General features: G+C 70.3%; 17 protein-coding genes and 1 pseudogene. 10 read left to right on the forward strand and 8 right to left on the reverse strand.

Features of this window, described 5'->3' with window-relative positions; translation table 11 throughout:
* Positions 1 to 117 precede the first annotated feature (117 nt).
* From ACTWQO_RS42380 to ACTWQO_RS42395, 4 genes and pseudogenes are all read right to left on the reverse strand, one after another.
* Positions 118 to 747: pseudogene (locus ACTWQO_RS42380) on the reverse strand (AAA family ATPase); the annotation flags it as partial.
* A gap of 6 nt (positions 748 to 753) precedes the next feature.
* Positions 754 to 1,608 (reverse strand): FAD binding domain-containing protein, encoded by an 855-nt coding sequence (locus ACTWQO_RS42385; RefSeq protein WP_443242711.1) that lies wholly within the window; start codon positions 1,606 to 1,608, stop codon positions 754 to 756.
* Positions 1,605 to 3,968 (reverse strand): xanthine dehydrogenase family protein molybdopterin-binding subunit, encoded by a 2,364-nt coding sequence (locus ACTWQO_RS42390; RefSeq protein ID WP_443242712.1) that lies wholly within the window; start codon positions 3,966 to 3,968, stop codon positions 1,605 to 1,607. Before ACTWQO_RS42390 ends, ACTWQO_RS42385 begins: the two co-directional genes overlap by 4 nt.
* Positions 3,965 to 4,435 (reverse strand): (2Fe-2S)-binding protein, encoded by a 471-nt coding sequence (locus ACTWQO_RS42395; RefSeq protein WP_328436604.1) that lies wholly within the window; start codon positions 4,433 to 4,435, stop codon positions 3,965 to 3,967. The genes ACTWQO_RS42390 and ACTWQO_RS42395 overlap by 4 nt, the downstream gene beginning before the upstream one ends.
* Before the next feature lie 266 nt (positions 4,436 to 4,701).
* Here ACTWQO_RS42395 and ACTWQO_RS42400 point away from each other — a divergent pair, with 266 nt between their 5' ends.
* From ACTWQO_RS42400 to ACTWQO_RS42410, 3 genes are all read left to right on the forward strand, one after another.
* Entirely contained in the window at positions 4,702 to 6,672 is a 1,971-nt protein-coding gene (locus ACTWQO_RS42400; RefSeq protein ID WP_443242713.1) for a GTP-binding protein, read from the forward strand.
* A 73-nt stretch (positions 6,673 to 6,745) separates the two neighbouring features.
* A complete protein-coding gene (locus ACTWQO_RS42405) occupies positions 6,746 to 8,605 on the forward strand; it encodes an endoglycosylceramidase (protein WP_443242714.1) in 1,860 nt (619 codons plus the stop codon).
* 120 nt (positions 8,606 to 8,725) lie between these two features.
* A complete protein-coding gene (locus tag ACTWQO_RS42410; protein WP_443242715.1) occupies positions 8,726 to 9,091 on the forward strand; it encodes a hypothetical protein in 366 nt (121 codons plus the stop codon).
* A gap of 12 nt (positions 9,092 to 9,103) precedes the next feature.
* Here ACTWQO_RS42410 and ACTWQO_RS42415 read toward each other — a convergent pair whose 3' ends face one another.
* On the reverse strand, positions 9,104 to 10,354 hold the full coding sequence (locus ACTWQO_RS42415) for a YncE family protein (protein ID WP_443242716.1): 1,251 nt from the start codon (positions 10,352 to 10,354) through the stop codon (positions 9,104 to 9,106).
* Positions 10,355 to 10,540: 186 nt separating this feature from the next.
* On the opposite strand from ACTWQO_RS42415, the gene ACTWQO_RS42420 reads away from it, so the two are divergent.
* Positions 10,541 to 11,197: a TetR/AcrR family transcriptional regulator gene (locus ACTWQO_RS42420; protein WP_443242717.1), complete on the forward strand. Its 657-nt coding sequence runs from the start codon at positions 10,541 to 10,543 to the stop codon at positions 11,195 to 11,197.
* A 75-nt stretch (positions 11,198 to 11,272) separates the two neighbouring features.
* Here ACTWQO_RS42420 and ACTWQO_RS42425 read toward each other — a convergent pair whose 3' ends face one another.
* A complete protein-coding gene (locus ACTWQO_RS42425) occupies positions 11,273 to 12,502 on the reverse strand; it encodes a glycosyltransferase (protein WP_443242748.1) in 1,230 nt (409 codons plus the stop codon).
* Between the two features lie 184 nt (positions 12,503 to 12,686).
* On the opposite strand from ACTWQO_RS42425, the gene ACTWQO_RS42430 reads away from it, so the two are divergent.
* The gene (locus ACTWQO_RS42430) at positions 12,687 to 14,633 is read left to right on the forward strand and encodes an RICIN domain-containing protein (protein ID WP_443242718.1); all 1,947 of its coding nucleotides are present in this window, start codon (positions 12,687 to 12,689) and stop codon (positions 14,631 to 14,633) included.
* A gap of 45 nt (positions 14,634 to 14,678) precedes the next feature.
* Here ACTWQO_RS42430 and ACTWQO_RS42435 read toward each other — a convergent pair whose 3' ends face one another.
* On the reverse strand, positions 14,679 to 15,032 hold the full coding sequence (locus tag ACTWQO_RS42435; RefSeq protein WP_443242719.1) for a nuclear transport factor 2 family protein: 354 nt from the start codon (positions 15,030 to 15,032) through the stop codon (positions 14,679 to 14,681).
* Between the two features lie 192 nt (positions 15,033 to 15,224).
* Between ACTWQO_RS42435 and ACTWQO_RS42440 the strand changes: the two genes are divergently transcribed.
* The gene (locus ACTWQO_RS42440; protein WP_443242720.1) at positions 15,225 to 16,685 is read left to right on the forward strand and encodes an aldehyde dehydrogenase family protein; all 1,461 of its coding nucleotides are present in this window, start codon (positions 15,225 to 15,227) and stop codon (positions 16,683 to 16,685) included.
* A 9-nt stretch (positions 16,686 to 16,694) separates the two neighbouring features.
* Here ACTWQO_RS42440 and ACTWQO_RS42445 read toward each other — a convergent pair whose 3' ends face one another.
* On the reverse strand, positions 16,695 to 18,449 hold the full coding sequence (locus ACTWQO_RS42445; protein ID WP_443242721.1) for an ABC transporter ATP-binding protein: 1,755 nt from the start codon (positions 18,447 to 18,449) through the stop codon (positions 16,695 to 16,697).
* A gap of 126 nt (positions 18,450 to 18,575) precedes the next feature.
* Here ACTWQO_RS42445 and ACTWQO_RS42450 point away from each other — a divergent pair, with 126 nt between their 5' ends.
* The 4 genes from ACTWQO_RS42450 (at position 18,576) to ACTWQO_RS42465 (ending at position 21,058) form a co-directional block, all read left to right on the forward strand.
* The gene (locus ACTWQO_RS42450; RefSeq protein ID WP_362951708.1) at positions 18,576 to 18,863 is read left to right on the forward strand and encodes a metal-sensitive transcriptional regulator; all 288 of its coding nucleotides are present in this window, start codon (positions 18,576 to 18,578) and stop codon (positions 18,861 to 18,863) included.
* 92 nt (positions 18,864 to 18,955) lie between these two features.
* Positions 18,956 to 20,044, forward strand: coding sequence for an S-(hydroxymethyl)mycothiol dehydrogenase (locus ACTWQO_RS42455; protein WP_443242722.1), 1,089 nt, complete (start codon positions 18,956 to 18,958; stop codon positions 20,042 to 20,044).
* Positions 20,044 to 20,673 carry an MBL fold metallo-hydrolase gene (locus ACTWQO_RS42460; RefSeq protein WP_443242723.1) on the forward strand — a complete coding sequence of 210 codons (630 nt, stop codon included), beginning with the start codon at positions 20,044 to 20,046 and terminating at the stop codon, positions 20,671 to 20,673. The genes ACTWQO_RS42455 and ACTWQO_RS42460 overlap by 1 nt, the downstream gene beginning before the upstream one ends.
* Positions 20,663 to 21,058: a DUF4180 domain-containing protein gene (locus ACTWQO_RS42465; protein WP_443242724.1), complete on the forward strand. Its 396-nt coding sequence runs from the start codon at positions 20,663 to 20,665 to the stop codon at positions 21,056 to 21,058. Before ACTWQO_RS42460 ends, ACTWQO_RS42465 begins: the two co-directional genes overlap by 11 nt.
* Positions 21,059 to 21,088 lie beyond the last annotated feature (30 nt).

The following is a 21,088-nucleotide window of genomic DNA, read 5'->3' on the forward strand; positions in this document are numbered from 1 at the left end:
GTACCAGCCGTGCAGCACCGGGAGGATGTCACGCATCGTCGGCTCCTTTCACCACCGCCGCAAGCCGCTCCAGCGCGGCCACGCTGTGCCCCTCGACGAACGCGTCCACGCTCGGCAGCGCCGCCGCACGATGGCCAGTTCGCGGGCGAAGCCGGGGTGGTCGAACCAGTGATAGAGGCAGCGGCGCTTGAGGGCGTCGTGCACCTCGCGGGTGCGGTTGGAGGTCAGGACGACGACCGGCGGCTGCTCGGCCCGCAGCGTGCCCAGTTCGGGGATCGTGACGGAGAACTCGGACAGCAGCTCCAGCAGGAACGCCTCGAACTCGTCGTCCGCGCGGTCGATCTCGTCGACCAGCAGCACCGACGGATGCGTCTCCAGGGCACGCAGCAGCGGCCGGGCGATCAGGAACCGCCGGTCGTACAGCTCGCCCTCCAGCCGGTCGGCGTCGGTGACCCCGGCCGCCTCCGCCGCCCGCAGATGCAGCAGCTGGCGCGGGAAGTCCCAGTCGTACAGGGCCTGGGAGGCGTCGATGCCCTCGTGGCACTGCAACCGGATCAGCGGGGCGTCCAGCGCCTCGGCGAGGGCGGACGCGAGCGCCGTCTTGCCCACGCCCGCGTCGCCCTCGCAGAACAGCGGCCGGTGCAGGCGCAGGGCCAGGAAGCAGGCGACGGCCAGACCCTCGTCGACGAGGTACCCCGTCTCCTCCAGCCGGGCCCGCACCTGCTCCGGCCCGTCGATGTGCGTGATCGGCCCTCACCCCATTCCGGCGGCGGCCAGCACCGCCCGCTTGGTGAGCACGCGTGCGAGATGCGCCCGGTACTCCGGCGACGCGGACGTGTCCTGCGACGGCCGGGTGCCTTCCGCCGCCGACTGTGCGGCCCGCGCCACGTCCTGCGCGTCACCTGCACCCGACAGGGCGTTCTCGGTCGCGGACGCGCGCAGCGCCGTAGAGGCCATGTTGGTCAGGCCCACGCGCGCCTCGGCGATCTGCCCGTTGTCGCGCCGCACCAGCGCGGCCACGCCGACGATCGGCCAGGACTGTGCCACCCGGTGGAACTTCTCGTAGTGGAAGCCCCAGCCGTCCGTCTTCGGGATCCGCACCTCGACCAGGAGTTCGTCGGGTTCCAGCGCGGTCTGCAGGTAGTCGACGAAGAACTCGCGCGCCGGGATGGTGCGCCGCCCGCGCGGTCCTTGCGCCACCAGTTCGCCGTCCAGCGCCAGTACCGCGGCGGGCGGGTCCCCGGCCGGGTCCGCGTGCGCGAGGGAGCCGCCGAGGGTGCCCCGGTGGCGTACGGCGGGATCCGCGACCGTGGCGGTCGCGGTCGCCAGCAGTCCCGCGTGGCGGCGGACCAGCGGGTCGTGGATGACGTCGTGGTGGGTGGTCATCGCGCCGATGACTAGGGTGTTCCCGTCCTCGCGCACCCCGCGCAGCTCGGGGATGCGGCCGACGTCGACGACCAGTTCGGGGAAGGCCAGCCGTAGCCGCAGCAGTTGCAGCAGGCTCTGCCCGCCGGCCAGCACCTTCGCGTCCTCGCCCGCGTCGGCGAGCGTCCGCACCGCCTCGTCGACGCTGCTCGGCCGGGCGTAGTCGAATGCCGGGGGGATCATCGCGCCGCCTCCTCGATCGCTTCCCACACCCGCTGCGGGGTGCAGGGCATCCGCACGTCGGTCACGCCCAGCGGGCGCAGCGCGTCCACGACCGCGTTGACGACGGCCGGGGTCGAGGCGATGGTCCCCGCCTCGCCGACTCCCTTGACCCCCAAGGGATTCAGGGTCGACGGCGTCTCCGTCCGGTCGGTCACGAAGTCCGGCAGGTCCGCCGCCGACGGCACCAGGTAGTCGGCCATCGTGCCGGAGACCAGGTTGCCCTCGTCGTCGTAGACCGCCTCCTCGTACAGCGCCTGCGCGATGCCCTGGGCGATACCGCCGTGCACCTGGCCCTCGACGATCACCGGGTTGATGACCTTGCCGACGTCGTCGACACAGACGTACGACCTGATCCGTGTCTGTCCGGTCTCCGTGTCGACCTCGACCGCGCACAGGTGGGTGCCGTGCGGGTAGGAGAAGTTCTCCGGGTCGACGAGGTGCTCGGCGTTGATGGTGGGTTCCATGCCGTCGGGCAGGTCGTGCGAGGAGAACGTCTCGAAGGCGACCTCCTGGATGGTCTTGCGGGCCTCGGGTGAGCCCTTCACCGAGAAGACGCCGTTCGTGAACTCCAGGTCGTTCTCGCTGGCTTCGAGCAGATGCGCGGCGACCTTGCGGGCCTTGGCGACCACCTTCTCGGCCGCGTGGTGCACGGCGATCCCGCCGACGACCAGCGATCGCGACCCGTAGGTGTCCATGCCCTGCGGGACGGCCCTGGTGTCGCCGTGCACCACCTCGACGTCCTCGAACGGCACGCCCAGCGCATCGGCGGCGATCTGGCTCCAGCAGGTCACATGGCCCTGCCCGTGCGGGCTGGTGCCGGTGACGACCTCGACCTTGCCGGTCGGCAGCATGCGGATGGTCGCCGCCTCCCAGCCGCCGGCCGCGTACCGGAGGTCCCTGAGTACGCGGCTCGGCGCGAGCCCGCACATCTCGGTGTACGTCGACACGCCGATGCCGAGCCGTACGGTGTCGCCGCGCTCGTTGCGGTCCGCCTGCTCGGCGCGCAGCTTGTCGTAGCCGAACATGTCGAGTGCCTTCTCCGTGGCGGCCTCGTAGTTGCCGCTGTCGTAGGTGAGCCCTGCGACGGAGGTGTACGGGAACTCCTCGTGCCGGATCCAGTTGCGGCGCCGCAACTCGATGGGGTCCAGGCCGAGTTCGACGGCCAGATCGTCCATGATCCGCTCGATGGCGAAGGTCGCCTCGGGTCGGCCGGCGCCCCGGTAGGCGTCGGTCGGCGTGCGCGTGGTGAAGACGCCCGTGCAGGTGAAGTCGTAGGCGTCCATCTTGTAGATCCCCGGGTACATGAAGGCGCCCAGCAGCGGAGTGCCCGGGGTGATGATCATCAGGTAGGCGCCCATGTCGGCCAGCAGGTCGACCTTCAGGCCGAGCAGCTTGCCGTCGCGGGTGGCGGCGATCTCGATGTCCTGGATCTGGCCGCGGCCGTGGTGGGTGGCCTGGTAGTTCTCGGAGCGGGACTCGGTCCACTTCACCGGCCGGCCCAGCTTGCGCGCCACGACGAGCGCGAGGGCCTCCTCGCCGTACACCTGGAGCTTGGAGCCGAAGCCGCCGCCCACGTCGGGCGCGATCACCCGCAGCTTCTGCTCGGGGATGCCGGTGACCATCGCCAGCAGCACCCGTGCGATGTGCGGGACCTGGGTGGAGGAGTACAGGGTGTACTCGCCGGAGGCCGCGAGCGGGGTGACGACGACCGCGCGGGGCTCCATCGCGTTGGGGATCAGGCGTTGCTGTATGTAGCGCCGTTTCAGGACGACGTCGGCGCGCTCGCGTACCGCGTCGTAGCTCTCGCCGGTGGCGAGCGGCCAGACGTAGCAGCGGTTGGTGCCTTTGTCGGAGTGGACCAGCGGGGCGTCCTCGGCGAGCGCGTCCTCCAGGTCGAGCACCGGGGGCAACGGCGTGTAGTCGACCTCGATCGCCTCCAGCGCGTCCGCCGCCGTGTACCGGTCCCGTGCCACGACGACCGCGATCGGGTCGCCCGCGTACCGCACCTCGTCGACCGCCACCGCCGGATGGTCCGGCATGACGATGTCCTCGGTCACCGGCCATACGCACGGCATCGAGCCCATGCCGTCGGCGAGGTCGCGCCCCGTGAAGGCGGCGATGACGCCCGGCCGGTCGAGGGCCGCGGAGACGTCGACGCGGTCGAGGCGGGCGTGCGCCATGGGGCTGCGCAGGATCGCCAGGTGCAGCAGACCGCTGACCTGGATGTTGTCGGTCCAGTTGGTCTGGCCCGTGATCAGGTGGGCGTCTTCCTTGCGGGCCCGCGAGCGGCCGACTTCGGGTTCGGCCATCTGGTCGGTCATGCCGGCACCTCCTGCCCGGAGGCGGCGAGCACCGCGCGCACGATGTTCTGGTAGCCGGTGCACCGGCAGAGGTTGCCCTCCAGGGCCTGGCGTACGTCGTCCGAGCTGGGGTGGGGGTTCTCCCGTAGCAGATCCCGGGCCGCCATGATCATGCCGGGGGTGCAGTACCCGCACTGCAGTCCGTGCTGCTCGTGGAACGCCTTCTGCAGCCCGGTCCACTCGCCGTCCCGGGCGAGCCCCTGGACCGTGGTCACTTCGCTCCCGTCCGCCTGGACGGCAAGGACGGAGCAGCTCTTGACGCTCTCCCCGTCCAGTTCGACCGTGCAGGCCCCGCAGTTGGAGGTGTCGCAGCCGATCGGGGTGCCGGTCAGACCGAGGCGGTCGCGCAGGTAGTGGATCAGCAGAAGACGGGGCTCGACCTCGTCCTCGTATGTCGTGCCGTCCACGTTCACCGAGATGTGGGTCATGTGCCCTCCAGGCCATGCGGCGGAAGCGAGGGAAATCAGCGACGAAACGTGATGCAGGTCACTCGATGTACGTCACTCTATGACCGCGCCCTGACGACGGCGAGTGCTGCGACGGGCTTCGTTGACGGTTAATCCATTGCCGTGGTGCGCCCGCTTCTGCTGCACTGCTGGGGAGACACGTCGTCACACACGAGGAGCACAGATGCGCACTGCGTGCATGTCCACTCACGAAGGAATCCCTCCGATGACCAAGGACATGACGCTCAGTGCACCTGCTCAATCTCGGAATTCTCGCGCACGTAGACGCCGGTAAGACCAGCCTGACCGAGCGGCTGCTGTACACCGCCGGAGTCGTCGACGAGATCGGCAGCGTCGACGCCGGCTCCACGCAGACCGACTCCCTCGCGCTGGAGAAGCAGCGCGGGATCACCATCAAGTCCGCCGTCGTCTCGTTCCCCCTCGACGACGTGACGGTCAACCTCATCGACACCCCCGGCCACCCGGACTTCATCGCCGAGGTCGAGCGGGTCCTCGGCGTGCTCGACGGCGCCGTCCTGGTCATCTCGGCCGTCGAGGGCGTCCAGCCGCAGACCCGCGTCCTGATGCGCACCCTGCGGCGGCTGCGCATCCCCACACTGATCTTCGTCAACAAGATCGACCGGCGTGGAGCGGGGTACGACGGGGTGCTGCGGGCGATCGCCGAGCGGCTCACCGCGGCGGTCGTACCGATGGCGTCGGTGACCGGGCTCGGCACACGCGGCGCCCGCGTCACCCCGGAGCTCGCCCCGGCCGCGATCGACGTCCTCACCGACCACGACGACGACCTGCTGTCCGCCTATGTCGAGGACACGGTCTCGTACGACCGCCTGCGCACCGCCCTCGCCGACCAGACCCGGCAGGCCCTCGTCCACCCCGTCTACTTCGGGTCCGCCATCACGGGCGCGGGTGTGGACACGCTCATCGGCGGGATCAAGGAGTTGCTGCCCGCGGCCGAGGGCGATCCGGAGGGGCCGGTGTCGGGCACCGTCTTCAAGGTCGAGCGGGGACCGGCGGGGGAGAAGATCGCCTATGCGCGGATCTTCTCCGGGGCGCTGGCCGTCCGCGACCGGATCCGTTTCGGCGACGGTGACACCGAGGGCAAGATCACCGCGATCAGTGTCTTCGAGGAGGGCGCGGACTCCCGTGACGAGACCGTCCCGGCGGGCCGCATCGCCAAGCTCTGGGGCCTCGACGCCATCCGGATCGGCGACGCGATCGGCGAGCCGCGCAAGGCGTACGAGCACTTCTTCGCGCCGCCCACTCTCGAAACCGTCGTCGTCCCGGGCGCGGGCGTGGACAAGCGGTCCCTGCACCTCGCCCTGACCCAACTCGCCGAACAGGACCCGCTGATCGGCCTCCGCCACGACGAGATCCGGCAGGAGACCTCCGTGTCCCTCTACGGCGAGGTCCAGAAGGAGGTCATCCAGGCAACGCTCGCCGACGACTACGGCCTGGACGTCACCTTCCGGGAGACGTCGACGATCTGCATCGAGCGGCCCGTGGGCACGGGAGCGGCCGCCGAGTTCATCAAGAAGGGCGCCAACCCGTTCCTCGCGACGGTCGGCCTGCGTGTCGACCCGGCGCCGACCGGCTCGGGCGTCGCGTTCCGGCTGGAGGTGGAACTCGGTGCCATGCCGTACGCGTTCTTCAAGGCAGTCGAGGACACCGTGCGCGAGACGCTCGGACAGGGCCTCAGCGGCTGGCAGGTCACCGACTGCACGGTCACCATGACCCACTCCGGCTACTGGCCCCGGCAGAGCCACGCCCACCAGGGCTTCGACAAGAGCATGTCCAGCACCGGCGCCGACTTCCGGGGCCTGACGCCACTGGTCCTGATCGAGGCGCTGCGCAGGGCGGGCACCCAGGTGTACGAGCCCATGCACCGCTTCCGCATCGAGACGCCCGTGGACACCCTGGGCGCCCTGCTCCCGGTGCTGGCCGCGCTGCGGGCCGTACCGCAGACCACCGGGACCACGGGTGCCACCAGCGTTCTGGAGGGTGCCGTTCCCGCGGGCCGGGTGCACGAACTGGAGCAGCGGCTGCCGGGGCTCACCCGGGGTGAGGGTGAGCTGGAGAGCGTCTTCGACCACTACGCGCCGGTCGCCCACGGCACGGTCCCTCAGCGTCCGCGCACCGACCACAACCCGCTCAACCGCAAGGAATACCTGTTGAACGTGACGCGCAGAGTGAGTGGTTGAGCTGGCCGAGACTTAACTTACTCCAGAGTCAGGGGTGTTGACGGTGTCCTGAAATTACCGGACGGTAGTGAACATGCCGAATAAGCGTGCGCGTGTGCTCCTTGTTCTGGTTCTCCTCTGTGGATTCCTGTCGGTGGCGGGCACCCGCCCCGCCACCGCTGCCTCCGTCCCCGACTCCCTCTGGTTCGACGAATCCCCGCTGACCGTGCAGAACGGCCGCTTCACCGACGGCCACGGCCGCGAGGTCGTGCTGCGTGGCTACAACGTCTCCGGCGAGACCAAGCTGAAGGAGAACAACGGCCTGCCCTTCGCCTCGGTCGCCGACGCGAAGAAGTCCGCGACCGCGCTGAGAGCGCTCGGCGGCGGCAACTCGGTCCGCTTCCTGCTGTCCTGGGCGTACGCCGAGCCCGTGCGCGGCCAGGTGGACAACGCCTACCTGGCCGCCGCCACCGCCCAGATCGGCGCGTTCCTCGATGTCGGGATCCGGGTGTATCCCGACTTCCACCAGGACCTCTACTCCCGCTGGCTGTTCGACTCGGACAGCTGGTACACCGGCGACGGCGCCCCCAAGTGGGCCGTGGACCTCGGTGACTACCCGGACGAGTACTGCGGGATCTGCCCCTTCTGGGGCCAGAACATCACCTCCAACGCGGCCGTGACGGAGGCGACGTACGACTTCTGGCACAACACGTACGGCCTGCAGGACTCGTTCCTCGACACCGCCCAGAAGACGATGGCGTACCTCAAGCAGAACCTCACGACCGCTCAGTTCGCGGCCGTCGTCGGCTTCGACCCGTACAACGAACCCCATGCGGGCGTCTATGACTCGGGCCAGTCCAGCCGGGCCTGGGAGAAGGACGTCCTGTGGCCCTTCCATGTGAAGTTCCGGGCGCGGATGGACGCGGCCGGCTGGCAGGACAAGCCCGCGTTCGTCGAACCGAACCTGTTCTGGAACGCCAACCTGGACTTCCAGAAGCAGGAGGGCGGCCTGCTCGACGTGGGCAACCTCGGGCCGCGCTTCGTCTTCAACACCCACTTCTACGACCAGAAGGCGATCTCCGGCATCTTCATGTGGGGCAAGGCGGCGGACGGACAGTACGCGGGTGACTTCGGCACGGTGCGCGACCGGGCCTCCGCCACCAAAGCGCCCGCGATCGTCAGCGAGTTCGGCCACCCGCTGACCGGCACGGTCTCCGACAAGGCGCCGACGGTTCTCAAAGCGATGTACCAGGCCCTCGACTCCCGGGTGCCGGGGGCGAGTTGGTGGACGAACCCGGCCGGCTCCGGACCCGTGCTCTCCGGCAGCCAGTGGCAGTGGGACATCTACCACGGCCGCCACCACGAGCTGATGAACGACAACCCCGACAAGGTGCAGACCGAGGGCGACGCCTGGAACGGCGAGGACCTGTCCGCCGTACGCCTCGACGACTCCGGTAAGGCCGTCCTGCGCCAGGACGCACGGCTCCTCGACCGCGTCTACCCGAGCGCCACCTCCGGCACGACCGTCGCCTTCACCTACGAGGACCGCTCCCGCGACGGCTCCACGACCCTGACCTGGAACCCGGTGCCCAGCTCACTGCCCCGTGTGGCCCAGCTGGTGGGCTCCGGGCAGTACAGCCTGCTCGTATGGCGCTCGGGAAGCGGCTCGGCACCCACCGAACTGCACCTCCCGGCATCCTTCCCGACCTCGACCACCACCGTCGTCTCCGACCTGGGCACGGCGTACGCCCCGCCCGCGTACACGCCGTCGACCCCGATCGCGGCGGCTTCCGAACCCGGCGGCAGCGGCAGCCGCCGCCTGCTGCTGACGGACTCGGACTCCGGCACCCTGCACTACGCACTCGTCACCAACGGCGCGACGAATCCCTCGTCGTCCCTGCTGAACGCGGCGAAGGCCGAACTGGCGGCCTGGGCGACCCAGCGCATCGGCTGACGCCCGTCCCTGACGTCGGGGTCGACCCTGGATCCCGACGTGAGGGCAGGTGAAGCAGGCTTGGCCTGGTCGCCGTAGGATCACCCACCGTTGACGGGCACATCTGTGGGGGAGACGACGTTGCCGAAACCCGACGACCGACGCGCGGCCGTCCCGCGCTTCGGGACCGAACTCGTCGCCTGGGTGGCCACGCCCTGGGCGCTGGCCGGGTACTCCTGGCCGCTCGCGGCGCTGTCCGTGGTGGTGCTGATCGGGCTGCCGACCGTCTTCACCACACCGGGGGACAAGGCCCACGGGATCGTGCCGGTACCCGGGGCGGTCACGATCCTTCTGGTGCTGCTCCAACTGGTCGCGGCCGTGGTCTGCGCATGGCTGGCCTGGCCCGTGTGGGCGGCGGTCGCGGTGTCCCTGCTGGCCGCCGCCACGCTGGTCACGGAACGCCCGCGGTGGCGGTGGCTGGTGTCCGGGCACCGCGCCACCGCCTGAACCGCTCGGGCCTCAGCCGGTGGTTCCCGTCCAGTCCGCGGCCACATGCCCCAGCCGCACTCGCTGCGGATGGTCGCCGACCGGGACGGACACCGTCTTCTTGCCGGTGGCGAAGTCGATGGCCGTGACCTGGTCGGTGCCGCTCTCCGACACCACGCAGCTCTTGCCGTCGCCGCTGACGGTCGCCCAGTACGGCTTCGAGGCGGTGACCAGCGGGCCCTCCTGGAGGGTGGCGCGGTCGACGACCGTCGCGTAGTCGTCCATCGTGCCCGCGACACACAGCTTGCTGCCGTCGGGGCTCATCGAAATGCCGTGGTGGCGCGAGTCGTTGACGAAGGTGGTGCGGTCGTCGTTGGTCGCCGGGTTCTTGGGCAGTGTCTTCGTACGGGTGATCTTGTCCGTCGCGATGTCGTACTCGAAGAAGCCGTTGAAGAACGACACCTGGAAGTACAGCTTGGACTCGTCGGGCGAGAACACGGCGGGCCGGACGGCGTCGGAGTAGTCCGTGAGGCCGATGGCGTCCAGCCGCTGCCGCATGTCGATGACCTTGACCCGCTCATACGTGGTCGCGTCGACGACGGTGATGTACCGGTTGCCCTTCGTCCAGTCCAGCCAGGGCGCGTCGGTCGCGGTGTTCACATCGCCGATGCCCATGTTCCAGAGGTACTTGCCGTCCTTGGTGAAGATGTTCTCGTGCGGCTTGTCGGCGGTGGCGGCCGAGCCGAGCTGCTTGCCGGTGACGATGTCCAGTACGTGCACGGTGTTGGAGGTCGAGGCGGACACGGCGACGCGCTTGCCGTCGGGGGAGACCGTCATGTGGTCGGAGCGGTAACCCGACACGGGGAAGCGCCAGTTGATGTCACCGGTGGCCAGGTCGATCGAGACCACGTCGGCGAAGCTCGGGCGGGAGACGACCACGGACGAGCCGTCCGGCGTGGTGTACATGTCGTCCACGAACTGGTCGTGGCCCTCGCCGACGCTGTTGCGGATGGCCATGAAGTAGATCCACTTGATCGGGTTCGCGTTGATCTCCGCCATCCGCTCGTCCTTGTCGGGGATGACGTTGATGCGGCCGATCTTCGCGAAGTCGCCGGAGGACTTGATGACGTCGGCGGTGCCGTCCCAGTTGTTGCCGACGAACAGGACTTCGCGCAGGGCGGCGGCGTCCGAGGTGGCGGCGGTGGCTGCGGTCGCGGGAGCGGTGACGGTCAGGACGAGGGCGGCGGCCATGGAGCAAAGGTGCCTGGGGCGGATGGCAGGCATGGGTGCTCTCTTCTCTGGGGGGGGCGGGTGCCATGGGTGGAGCAGGCCAAGACGGGGTGCTGAATCTGAACACAAGTACTTTCACAGTGGACTTACTGAAAAGTAAGGAGGGGGTGTCCTGTTCGACAAGACCGCGTACACGACAAAATTGATCGACGGGGACAGGCGAGGGAACGGGGAGGGTCCGTGACGGGCAGGCTCAGGGCGCCGACCGGCCGGTACAGGGGCAAGTCCGCCGAGGAGCGGCAGGCCGAGCGCCGCCGCCGCTTCCTGGACGCCGCGCTCCAGCTGTTCGGCGACACACCCGGCTACCGGGCCACGACCGTCGCCGCGCTGAGCGAGGCCGCCGGGCTCTCCACCCGCCAGTTCTACGAGGAGTTCCGCACCCTCGAGGACGTCCTGGCCGCCCTCCACCTCCAGGTCAACGACTGGGCCGAGGAGGCCGTGCTCGCCGCGGTGGCTGCCGCGGACGACCTGCCGCTCGCCGAACGCGCCACCGCGATCTTCCGCGCCTACGCCGCCAACGTCACCGCCGATCCACGCCGTATCCGCATCACCTTCGTCGAGATCATCGGCGTCAGCCCGCGTCTGGAACACCAGCGCCTGGCCCGCCGCGCCCGCTGGGTCGACCTCGTCTGCGCCGAGGCGGAGGCAGCGGTCGCCCGGGGTGAGGCGGCGCCCCGCGACTACCGGATCGCCGCGACAGCCTTCATCGGCAGCGTCAACGGCCTGCTCCACGACTGGAGCGCCGGGTGGGTGGACGCCACGCTGGAGGAGGCGGTGGACGAGTTGGTCCGGCAACTGCTGGGGATTCTGCGGCCGGCGGGGTGGGAGGCGGGGTGACGGTCGCTTGCGGGCCGCCGAGTTGACGGTGCGGCGCATGGTCGTTCCGGCCGCCGACGATGCGCTTCGTGCGTGTCAGCCGCTCAGCCGGTTCACCGCGGCAAGGACCGACGTGACCCCGTCCTCACTCCGGATCCGTGCCCCCAACGCCCGCGCCCGCTCCCCGTACCCGGTATCCCGGGTCGCCCGCACCAGCGCCGAGGCCAGCGCGTCGACGCTGAGCCGCCGCAGCGGGACCGCCCGCGGAGCGACACCCAGGGCCACCAGCCGTGCCGCCCAGAATCCCTCGTCGAACTGGATGGGCACCGGCACGGCCGGCACTCCGGCGCGCAGGCCGGCCGCGGTCGTGCCGGCGCCCGCGTGATGAACCACCGCGGCGACCCTCGGGAACAGCAGCGCGTGCGGTACCTCGCCGATGGTCAGCATGTCGTCCCCGGCGGCTTCCAGCCCGCCCCAGCCGCGCTGGATCACCCCGCGCAGTCCGGCCCGGCGCAGCGCCCGCACGATGTCCGCGCTGAGCCGCTCGGGGTCGGGCACGGTCGCACTGCCCAGGCCCACGAAGACCGGCGGCGGCCCCGCCTCCAGGAAGTCCCGCAGCTGCGGCGGGAGTCGGTCCTGACGGTCGTACGGCCACCAGTACCCTGCCACCTCCAGCCCCGCACGCCAGTCGCGCGGCCGGGCGACCACCAGCGGGCTGAACCCGTGTTGCACCGGCCACCTCTGCCGCTCCCGGCGCCGCAGCCCCGCCGCCGCCCGGACGGGCGGCTGCCCCAGCCGGGCCCGCACCTGGGGCACGGTGGAGGCGAAGACGTGTTCCACGGCCAGACCGACCCCGTGTCCGGCGACCCGGTTGCCGACCGCACCCCATGAACCACCGCCGAGCACGGCGGGCCCGAACTCCCTTGTGGGAGCGACCGGTTGGAGGTAGACGCCCAGGCTCGGCAGCGACAGGCCCTCGGCGACGGTGTGTCCCAGCGGCGCCAACGAGCTGGAGAGCAACAGGACATCGTGCGTGCGGGCCGCCGCCACGAGGTCGTCCGTCATCCGCCCGACGAGTGCCCGCGCCAGGGCGACGACCCGCGCGAGCTTGCCGACGCCGGTCGTGCTGCGGTGCAGCCCCCGCCCGCGCGAGGACTCCAACTCCTCCCGCGGGTCCACCGGAAGGGGATGAAACCTGAGCCCTGCCCCCGCGACCAGCGGCTCGAAGCAGCCGTGGGTGACCAGGGTGACCTCATGCCCGGCTCGGGAGAGTCCGTGCCCGAGGCCGGTGTAGGGGGCCACGTCGCCCCGGGAGCCCGCCGTCATGATCGCTACGCGCACGACGGTCAGTGTTCCGTCGACGCGGGACCGCGCGCAATCCCGCACCCACGCGCGTCACATCCGTTGACTTCCGCCCCTGGCGGCTCTACTTTCAGCGCGCCGTTTCGTTCGGATAACCGATCCTCGTTCGATATTTCGGCCAGATCTCGGCCATCGGCAAAGGAGCCGCATGTTCCGCACCCTCGTCCTGCGCACGGTCGCCTTACTGGCGGCCGTGGCAGCCGTCCTCCTCGTCGCCAACCCGACCGCACCCCTCAAGGCGGCCCCCGCCGCCGTGGCGACCCGTCAGATACCGGTGCCCACCGCCCCGATGGGCTGGGCCTCCTGGAACAGCTTCGCCGCGAAGATCGACTACAACGTCATCAAGCAGCAGGTCGACGCGTTCGTCGCCGCCGGTCTGCCGGCCGCCGGATACAAGTACATCAACATCGACGAAGGCTGGTGGCAGGGCACCCGCGACAGCGCCGGCAACATCACCGTCGACGAGGCCGAGTGGCCCGGCGGCATGAAGGCCATCGCCGACTACATCCACAGCAAGGGCCTGAAGGCCGGCATCTACACCGACGCGGGCAAGGACGGCTGCGGCTACTACTTCCCGACGGGCCGGCCCGCCGCGCCGGGTTCGGGCAGCGAGGGCCACTACGAGCAGGACATGCTCCAGTTCTCGAAGTGGGGCTTCGACTTCGTCAAGGTCGACTGGTGCGGCGGCGACGCCGAAGGGCTCGACGCGAAGTCGACGTACCAGGCCATCAGCGATGCGATCACCAAGGCCACGGCGGCCACGGGCCGTCCGCTGACCCTCTCGATCTGCAACTGGGGCAAGCAGAACCCGTGGAACTGGGCCCCGGGCCAGGGCGCGATGTGGCGGACCAACACCGACATCATCTACTGGGGCAACCAGCCCTCCATGACGAGCCTGCTGGCCAACTACGACACCAACCTCCACCCCACCGCCCAGCACACCGGCTACTACAACGACCCCGACATGCTGATGGTCGGCATGGACGGCTTCACCGCCGCCCAGAACCGCACCCACATGAACCTCTGGGCGATCTCCGGCGCACCCCTCCTCGCCGGGAACAACCTCGCGACGATGTCCGCCGAGACCGCGAACATCCTCAAGAACCCCGAAGTCATCGCCGTGGACCAGGACCCGCGCGGCCTCCAGGGCGTCGAGGTCGCCGAGGACACCACGGGAGCCCAGGTCTACGGCAAGGTCCTGTCCGGCACCGGCAACCGCGCCGTCGTCCTCCTCAACCGCACCTCGGCCGCGAAGAACATCACCGTCCGCTGGGCCGACCTCGGCCTGACGAACGCCTCCGCGACCGTCCGTGACCTGTGGGCGCGGCAGAACGTGGGGTCGTACGCCACCGGCTACACGGCCAGTGTCCCGGCGGGCGGCTCCGTGATGCTCAAGGTCACCGGCGGCACGGAGGCGGCGGGCAGCACGTACGAACCTGCTTCCACGGGGCGCTTCACCGGCGTGACGGCGGCGAACACGGGCGTGAAGGTCGTGGACGTCTCCTACACCAACAACACCTCCGCGACCCGCACGGCGACCCTCCAGGTCAACGGCCAGACCAGCACCAAGGTCGCCTTCCCGCCGACCGGATCCGCCGCGGGCACCGTCTCCGTCCAGGTCTCCCTCTCCAAGGGCTCCGCCAACACCCTCACGCTCACCGGCGGCCCCGCCGTCGAGGGCATCGCGGTCCGCCCCCTGCCCGGCACCGACGGCTCCCTCGTCGTCGGCACCCAGTCGTCCCGCTGCCTGGACGTCAACGACAACACCATCACCAACGGCACCCAGGCCGAGCTGTGGGACTGCAACGGAGGCCGCAACCAGTCCTGGACGTACACCCCCCGCAAGGAACTCGTGGTGTACGGCAACAAGTGCCTCGACGCCTACAACCTGGGCACGACCAACGGCACCAAGGTCGTGATCTGGGACTGCAACGGCCAGGCGAACCAGCAGTGGAACATCAACGGCGACGGGACGATCACCAACGTCCACGCCGGTCTGTGCCTCGACGCCTACAACGCGGGGACGGCCAACCGCACCCCGCTGGTGCTGTGGTCCTGCGGCACGGGCGCCAACCAGAAGTGGACGCTCACCTAGGGACGGTGTCGCCGCCCCGGCCGTCACGGCCGGGGCGGACGACGGCTACTCGTCCCACGCCTGGATCATGGTCTGCTCGGCGATCTTGCCGTCGCGCAGCGACACCATCGACTCTGACAGGACCCGGACGCCGTCCGAGTACTCGCAGGACTCGCTGAACGCGACGTCGTCGCCCTGGACGACACACCGCTCCAGCTTGTGCGTCTTGATGTCGCGGCTGTAGACGTCGGCGAGCATCTCGGCGATCTCGTCCCGGCCGTGCAGGACCTTGGGGTGGCTGGGCTGGGTGTTGCGGTCCACGATCCGCAGCTCCGCGTCGTCCGCGTAGAGCGAGACGAGCGGCTGCTCGGAGTGTCCTTCAATGGCCTGGCGCAGTGCGTTGCTGTCGAACGTGCCCATCATCGACCTCCTTCGAAGGCCGCGGCCCGACGAGGAGCGGGCCACCGGAGCCCTCACCTCCGAGCCTCCTCCGCCCCGCCGGGCCCGGCAAGCGCAGCCGCGGTCTGCGACCCTTGACATTGCCGCAGCCGGCTCGCAGCATGCGCGGTAGAGTGGATCAACTTTCACACGGCGAACACAAAGGTCGGCAGCATGCCCATCACGCGTGAACTGTTCATCGGCGGCAAGGACGTGCCCGCCGCCTCCGGCCGCACGACCGAGGACATCAACCCGTATACGGGGGAGGTGTACGCGACGGTCGCCGCGGCCGGACCCGAGGACGTGCGCCGGGCCGTGGACGCCGCCGACGCTGCGTTCGAGGAGTGGGCGGCGCTCGCCCCCTTCGCGCGCCGGGCGATCTTCCTGAAGGCGGCCGACCTGCTGGACGCCCGCGGCGACCAGGTCGCCGAGCTGATGGCGAACGAGGCCGGCGGCACCCGCCCGTGGGCGTACTTCAACGTGGCCCTCGCGGCGAACATGCTGCGTGAGGCCGCGGCAGCCGTCACCGCGCCGCGCGGTGAGGTGCTGAACGCCCAGGCGCAGGGCGCGTTGGGGCTCGCGGTGCGTGAACCGCTGGGCGTGGTCGCCGCGTTCGCCCCGTGGAACGCGCCCGTCATCCTCGGCGTACGGGCCGTCGCGGCGCCGCTCGCGGCGGGCAACACCGTGGTGGTCAAGCCGAGCGAGGACGCGCCGCTGGCCTGCGGGCTGCTGATCGCCGACGTCCTGCGCGAGGCCGGACTCCCGGACGGCGTGCTGAACGTCGTCACCAACGCCCGTGAGGACGCCGCGGAGATCGCCGAGACGCTGATCGCGGACGCGCGGGTGCGGGGCGTGAACTTCACCGGCTCGACCCCGGTGGGCCGGGTCATCGGCGAACACGCGGCCCGCCATCTCAAGCCCGCCGTCCTGGAGTTGGGCGGCAAGAACGCGGTGATCGTGCTCGACGACGCGGATGTGGACTACGCCGTCAACGCGGCCGTCTTCAGCGTGTTCATGAACGCCGGACAGATCTGCATGTCCGGCGACCGCATCCTGGTGCACGAGTCGCTCGCCGAGGAGTTCACCGAGCGCTTCACCACGAAGGTCGCCTCCCTCCAGTCCGGTGACCCGGGTGACCCGCACACCGTGGTCGGCCCGCTGGTGGCCGCGTCGTCCGCGCAGCGCGTGGCCGGACTGGTACGGGACGCCGTCGCCAAGGGGGCCAAGGTCCTCGTCGGCGGCGGCGAGCCGGAGGGGGCGGTGCACCCGGCGACCGTCCTCACGGAGGTACCGCAGGAGGCCGACCTGTACCACGCCGAGGCCTTCGGGCCGGTGTGCGTGGTCGAGTCGTTCGCCGACGACACCACCGCCATCACCCTCGCCAACGACACGGAGAACGGCCTGACCTGCGGCATCATCACCGAGAACGCCACTCACGGGCTGGCCGTCGCCCGCCGGATCCGGACCGGGATCGTGCACGTCAACGACCAGTCGGTGGCCGACGAACCGCACGCCCCGTTCGGCGGAGCCAAGGCCTCCGGATACGGGCGCTTCGGCGGTCGCTGGGGCATCGAGGCCTTCTCCAACACCCGCTGGGTGACCATCGCCACCCAGCAGGCCCACTACCCCTTCTGACGGGACCTGTCAGCCGACCGTCGCCAGGAACTGCGTGGCCGCCAGCTCCGCGTACAGCGGGTCGGCGGCCACGAGTTCGCGGTGCGTGCCCACCGCGCGCACCTTGCCCGCGTCCATGACGACGATCCGGTCGGCCATCGTCACCGTCGACAGCCGGTGGGCGACCACGAGCACCGTCGTCGTACGGGCGACATCGGCGACGGTGTCCCGCAGCGCCGCCTCGTTCACCGCGTCCAGCTGCGAGGTGGCCTCGTCCAGGAGCAGCAGCCGGGGGCGGCGCAGCAGGGCGCGGGCGATGGCGACCCGTTGACGTTCACCGCCGGACAGCTTGGTGCCGCGATGTCCGACGAGCGTCTCCAGGCCGCCCGGCAGCCTGTCCACCATGCCGTCCAGACGGGTCGTCTTCAGCACCCGCGCGAGGGCCGCGTCGTCCGCGTCCGGGTTCCCCAGCAGCAGGTTCTCCCGCAGCGAGCCCGACAGGACCGGCGCGTCCTGCTCGACGTAGCCGATCGCGGACCGCAGCTGGGGCAGCTCCCAGTCCGCCAGATCCCGGCCGTCGACGGTGATCACGCCGGACTCGGGGTCGTAGAACCGCTCGATGAGCGAGAAGACGGTGGTCTTGCCGGCGCCGGACGGGCCGACGAACGCCGTCATGCCCTGCGCGGGCACCTCGAAGGTCACGCCGTGGTGGACGTACGGCAGGTCGTCGGCGTACCGGAAGCGGACGTCGGTGAAGGCGAGCGCGGCCGGCTGTGTGCCGGGCGAGGGCAGCGGGGCGGGCAGGGCGGCCGGTTCGGCGGGCAGCGCCAGCGCCTCCTGGATACGGGCGAACGCCGCGGCGCCCGTCTGGTACTGGGTGATCGCGCCGACGACCTGCTGGATCGGCGACATCAGATAGAAGACGTACAGCAGGAACGCCACCAGGGTGCCGACGTCGACCGCGCCGGTCGCGACCCGTGCCCCGCCCACCGCGAGGACGGTGATGAACGCGATCTGCATCGCCAGACCGGCCGTATTGCCCGCCGCCGCCGACCACTTGGCGGCCCGCACGCTCTGCCGCCAGGACTCCTCGGCCGCCGAGTGCAGCGTCTGCTCCTCGCGGTGCTCCGCGCCGGACGCCTTCACCGTGCGCAGCGCGCCCAGGATCCGCTCCAGCGAGGCGCCCATGACACCGACAGCGTCCTGCGCCTGCTTGCTCGCCCGGTTGATGCGCGGCACGATCACGCCGAGGATCGTGCCCGCGCCGAAGATCACGGCCACGGTGACCCCGAGCAGGACCGGATCGACCAGGCCCATCATCACGATCGTCGCGACCAGCGTGAGCCCTCCCGTGCCGATGCCCACCAGGGAGTCGGTGGTGACCTCACGCAGCAGGGTGGTGTCGGAGGTGATCCGGGCCATCAGGTCGCCCGGCTCGCTGCGGTCCACGGCCGCGATCCGCAGCCGCAGCAGATACGACGACAGGGCGCGCCGCGCGCCGAGCACCACCGACTCGGCGGTGCGCCGCAGCACATACCCACCCAGCGCGCCCACCGCCGCGTTGGCGACCACCAGACCCGACATGACGAGAAGCGCGCCGGTGATGGTCCGGTCGTGCGAGAGGTCGTCGATCAACTCCCGTGCCACCAGCGGCAGCAGCAGCCCGGTGGCGCCGGTGACGAGGGAGAGCACGGCACCTGCGAGCAGGGCCCAGCGGTGGGGTCTGACGTAACCGAGAAGGAGCCGCCACGTGGGCGTGCTGCTCTTCGTCGCTGCGATGCTCACGGCGCTCCTTGGGAGTCGGGCGGAGTACTCAGGCTACGGTCCCGGGATGACCGGATCCGAACGGGTTTCCGGGGTGGCGCGGGCCCTGAGGTAAAATACCCCTAAGGGTATGCAAAGGGAGTGATCGTGGAGCTGCAGTTCGAGGGTGACGAGCTCAAGTCGGTGCTGAACCGGCTGAGGCGGGCGCAGGGGCAGATCTCCGGAGTGATCAAGATGATCGAGGAGGGCCGTGACTGCGAGGACGTCGTCACCCAGCTCGCCGCGGCATCCCGCGCACTCGACCGGGCCGGATTCGCGATCATCGCGACCGGCCTGCAGCAGTGCCTCACCAATCCGGCCCAGGGGGAGCGCGACGGCGAGAGCCCGGAGCAGATGAAGGCCCGGCTGGAGAAGCTGTTCCTGTCGCTCGCGTAGAGGTACCGGTGGCCTGATCCGGCGGGTGACGTTACTGATCAGTCGCACGTAGTGTCGACTGGCCAGGACATCGTTGGTGAAAGGGGCCCACCATGGCGCAGGAAGTGCGCGGCGTGATCGCACCGGGCAAGGACGAGCCCGTCCGGGTGGAGACGATCCTCGTACCCGACCCCGGGCCGGGAGAAGCCGTCGTCCAGGTCCAGGCCTGCGGGGTCTGCCACACCGACCTGCACTACAAGCAGGGCGGCATCAACGACGAGTTCCCCTTTCTGCTGGGCCATGAGGCCGCCGGTGTCGTGGAGGCGGTCGGCGAGGGCGTCACGGACGTCGCACCCGGCGACTTCGTGATCCTCAACTGGCGCGCGGTGTGCGGCCAGTGCCGGGCCTGTCTGCGCGGCCGGCCCTGGTACTGCTTCGACACCCACAACGCCGGCCAGAAGATGACCCTCGCCTCGACCGGACAGGAGCTGTCCCCGGCGCTCGGCATCGGCGCCTTCGCCGAGAAGACGCTCGTCGCCGCCGGACAGTGCACCAAGGTCGACCCGGCGGTCTCGGCGGCCGTGGCCGGGCTGCTCGGCTGCGGAGTGATGGCGGGCATCGGGGCCGCGATCAACACCGGCAACGTCGGGCGCGGCGACACGGTCGCGGTCATCGGCTGCGGCGGCGTCGGGGACGCGGCGATCGCCGGTTCGAGCCTGGCCGGTGCAGCGAAGATCATCGCGGTGGACATCGACGACCGGAAGCTGGAGAAGGCCCGCTCCATGGGCGCCACCCACACGGTCAACTCGAAGGAGGCCGACCCGGTCGAGGCGATCCGCGACCTCACCGGCGGCTTCGGCGCCGACGTCGTCATCGAGGCGGTCGGCCGCCCGGAGACGTACAAGCAGGCCTTCTACGCCCGCGACCTCGCCGGCACGGTCGTCCTCGTCGGCGTCCCCACCCCCGACATGAAGCTCGAACTGACGCTGCTGGACGTCTTCGGACGCGGCGGGGCGCTCAAGTCCTCCTGGTACGGCGACTGTCTGCCCTCCCGCGACTTCCCGATGCTGATCGACCTGCATCTGCAAGGCCGCCTGGACCTGGAGGCGTTCGTGACCGAGACGATCCAACTCGACGAGGTGGAGAAGGCATTCGAGCGGATGCACCACGGCGACGTCCTGCGCTCGGTGGTGGTGCTCTGATGGCCGCCCGCATCGAACGCCTCGTCACCTCAGGGCAGTTCACCCTCGACGGCGGCACCTGGGACGTCGACAACAACGTGTGGATCGTCGGCGACGACCACGAAGCCATCGTCATCGACGCCGCCCATGACGCCGACGCCATCGCCGAGGCCGTCGGCGACCGCCGGCTGACCGCGATCGTGTGCACCCACGCCCACAACGACCACATCGACGCCGCACCCGCGCTCGCCGACCGCACCGGCGCCACCATCTGGCTGCACCCCGACGACCTGCCGCTGTGGAAGCTCACCCACCCGGACCGCGACCCCGACGCCCATCTCGCCGACGGGCAGGTGATCGAGGCCGCGGGCGCCGACCTGACCGTGCTGCACACCCCCGGACACGCGCCCGGCGCGATCTGCCTCTACGACCGGGGCCTCGGCACCGTCTTCACCGGCGACACCCTCTTCCAGGGCGGCCCGGGCGCCACCGGCCGCTCCTACTCCCATTTCCCGACGATCGTCACCTCGATCCGGGACCGCCTGCTCACCCTGCCGCCGGAGACGAAAGTCCTCACCGGACACGGCGACTCGACGACCATCGGGGCGGAGGCCCCACACCTGGAGGAATGGGTCACCCGTGGCCACTGACGCCGTATCCCCAGCCGACGAGATCGTGACCCTGCACGGCGTCACCGTCCTGCGCTGCGCCCCCGACGGCCCACCGCTCGACGGCGAGCGCGCGGCGCTGGACCTCATCGGCGACGCCGGGTGGAACGAGGCGGAACTGATCGCGGTGCCCGTGCAGCGTGTACCGGAGGCGTTCTTCCAGCTGCGTTCGGGGATCGCGGGTGCGATCGTGCAGAAGTTCGCCCAATACCGGCTGCGCCTGGCCGTCGTCGGGGACATCTCACAGCACGTCGCCGACAGCCGGGCCCTGCGGGACTTCGTGTACGAGAGCAATCTGGGCAACCAGCTCTGGTTCCTGTCCGGCTACGACGATCTGGAAGAGCGGCTGCGCCGCCCGACCGGGTGAGCGCCTGAAAAAACCCGACAGAAGATGTCC

The sequence above is a fragment of the Streptomyces sp. 4N124 genome, from assembly GCF_052245395.1.
In the GTDB taxonomy this organism is placed as follows: Bacteria; Actinomycetota; Actinomycetes; order Streptomycetales; family Streptomycetaceae; genus Streptomyces.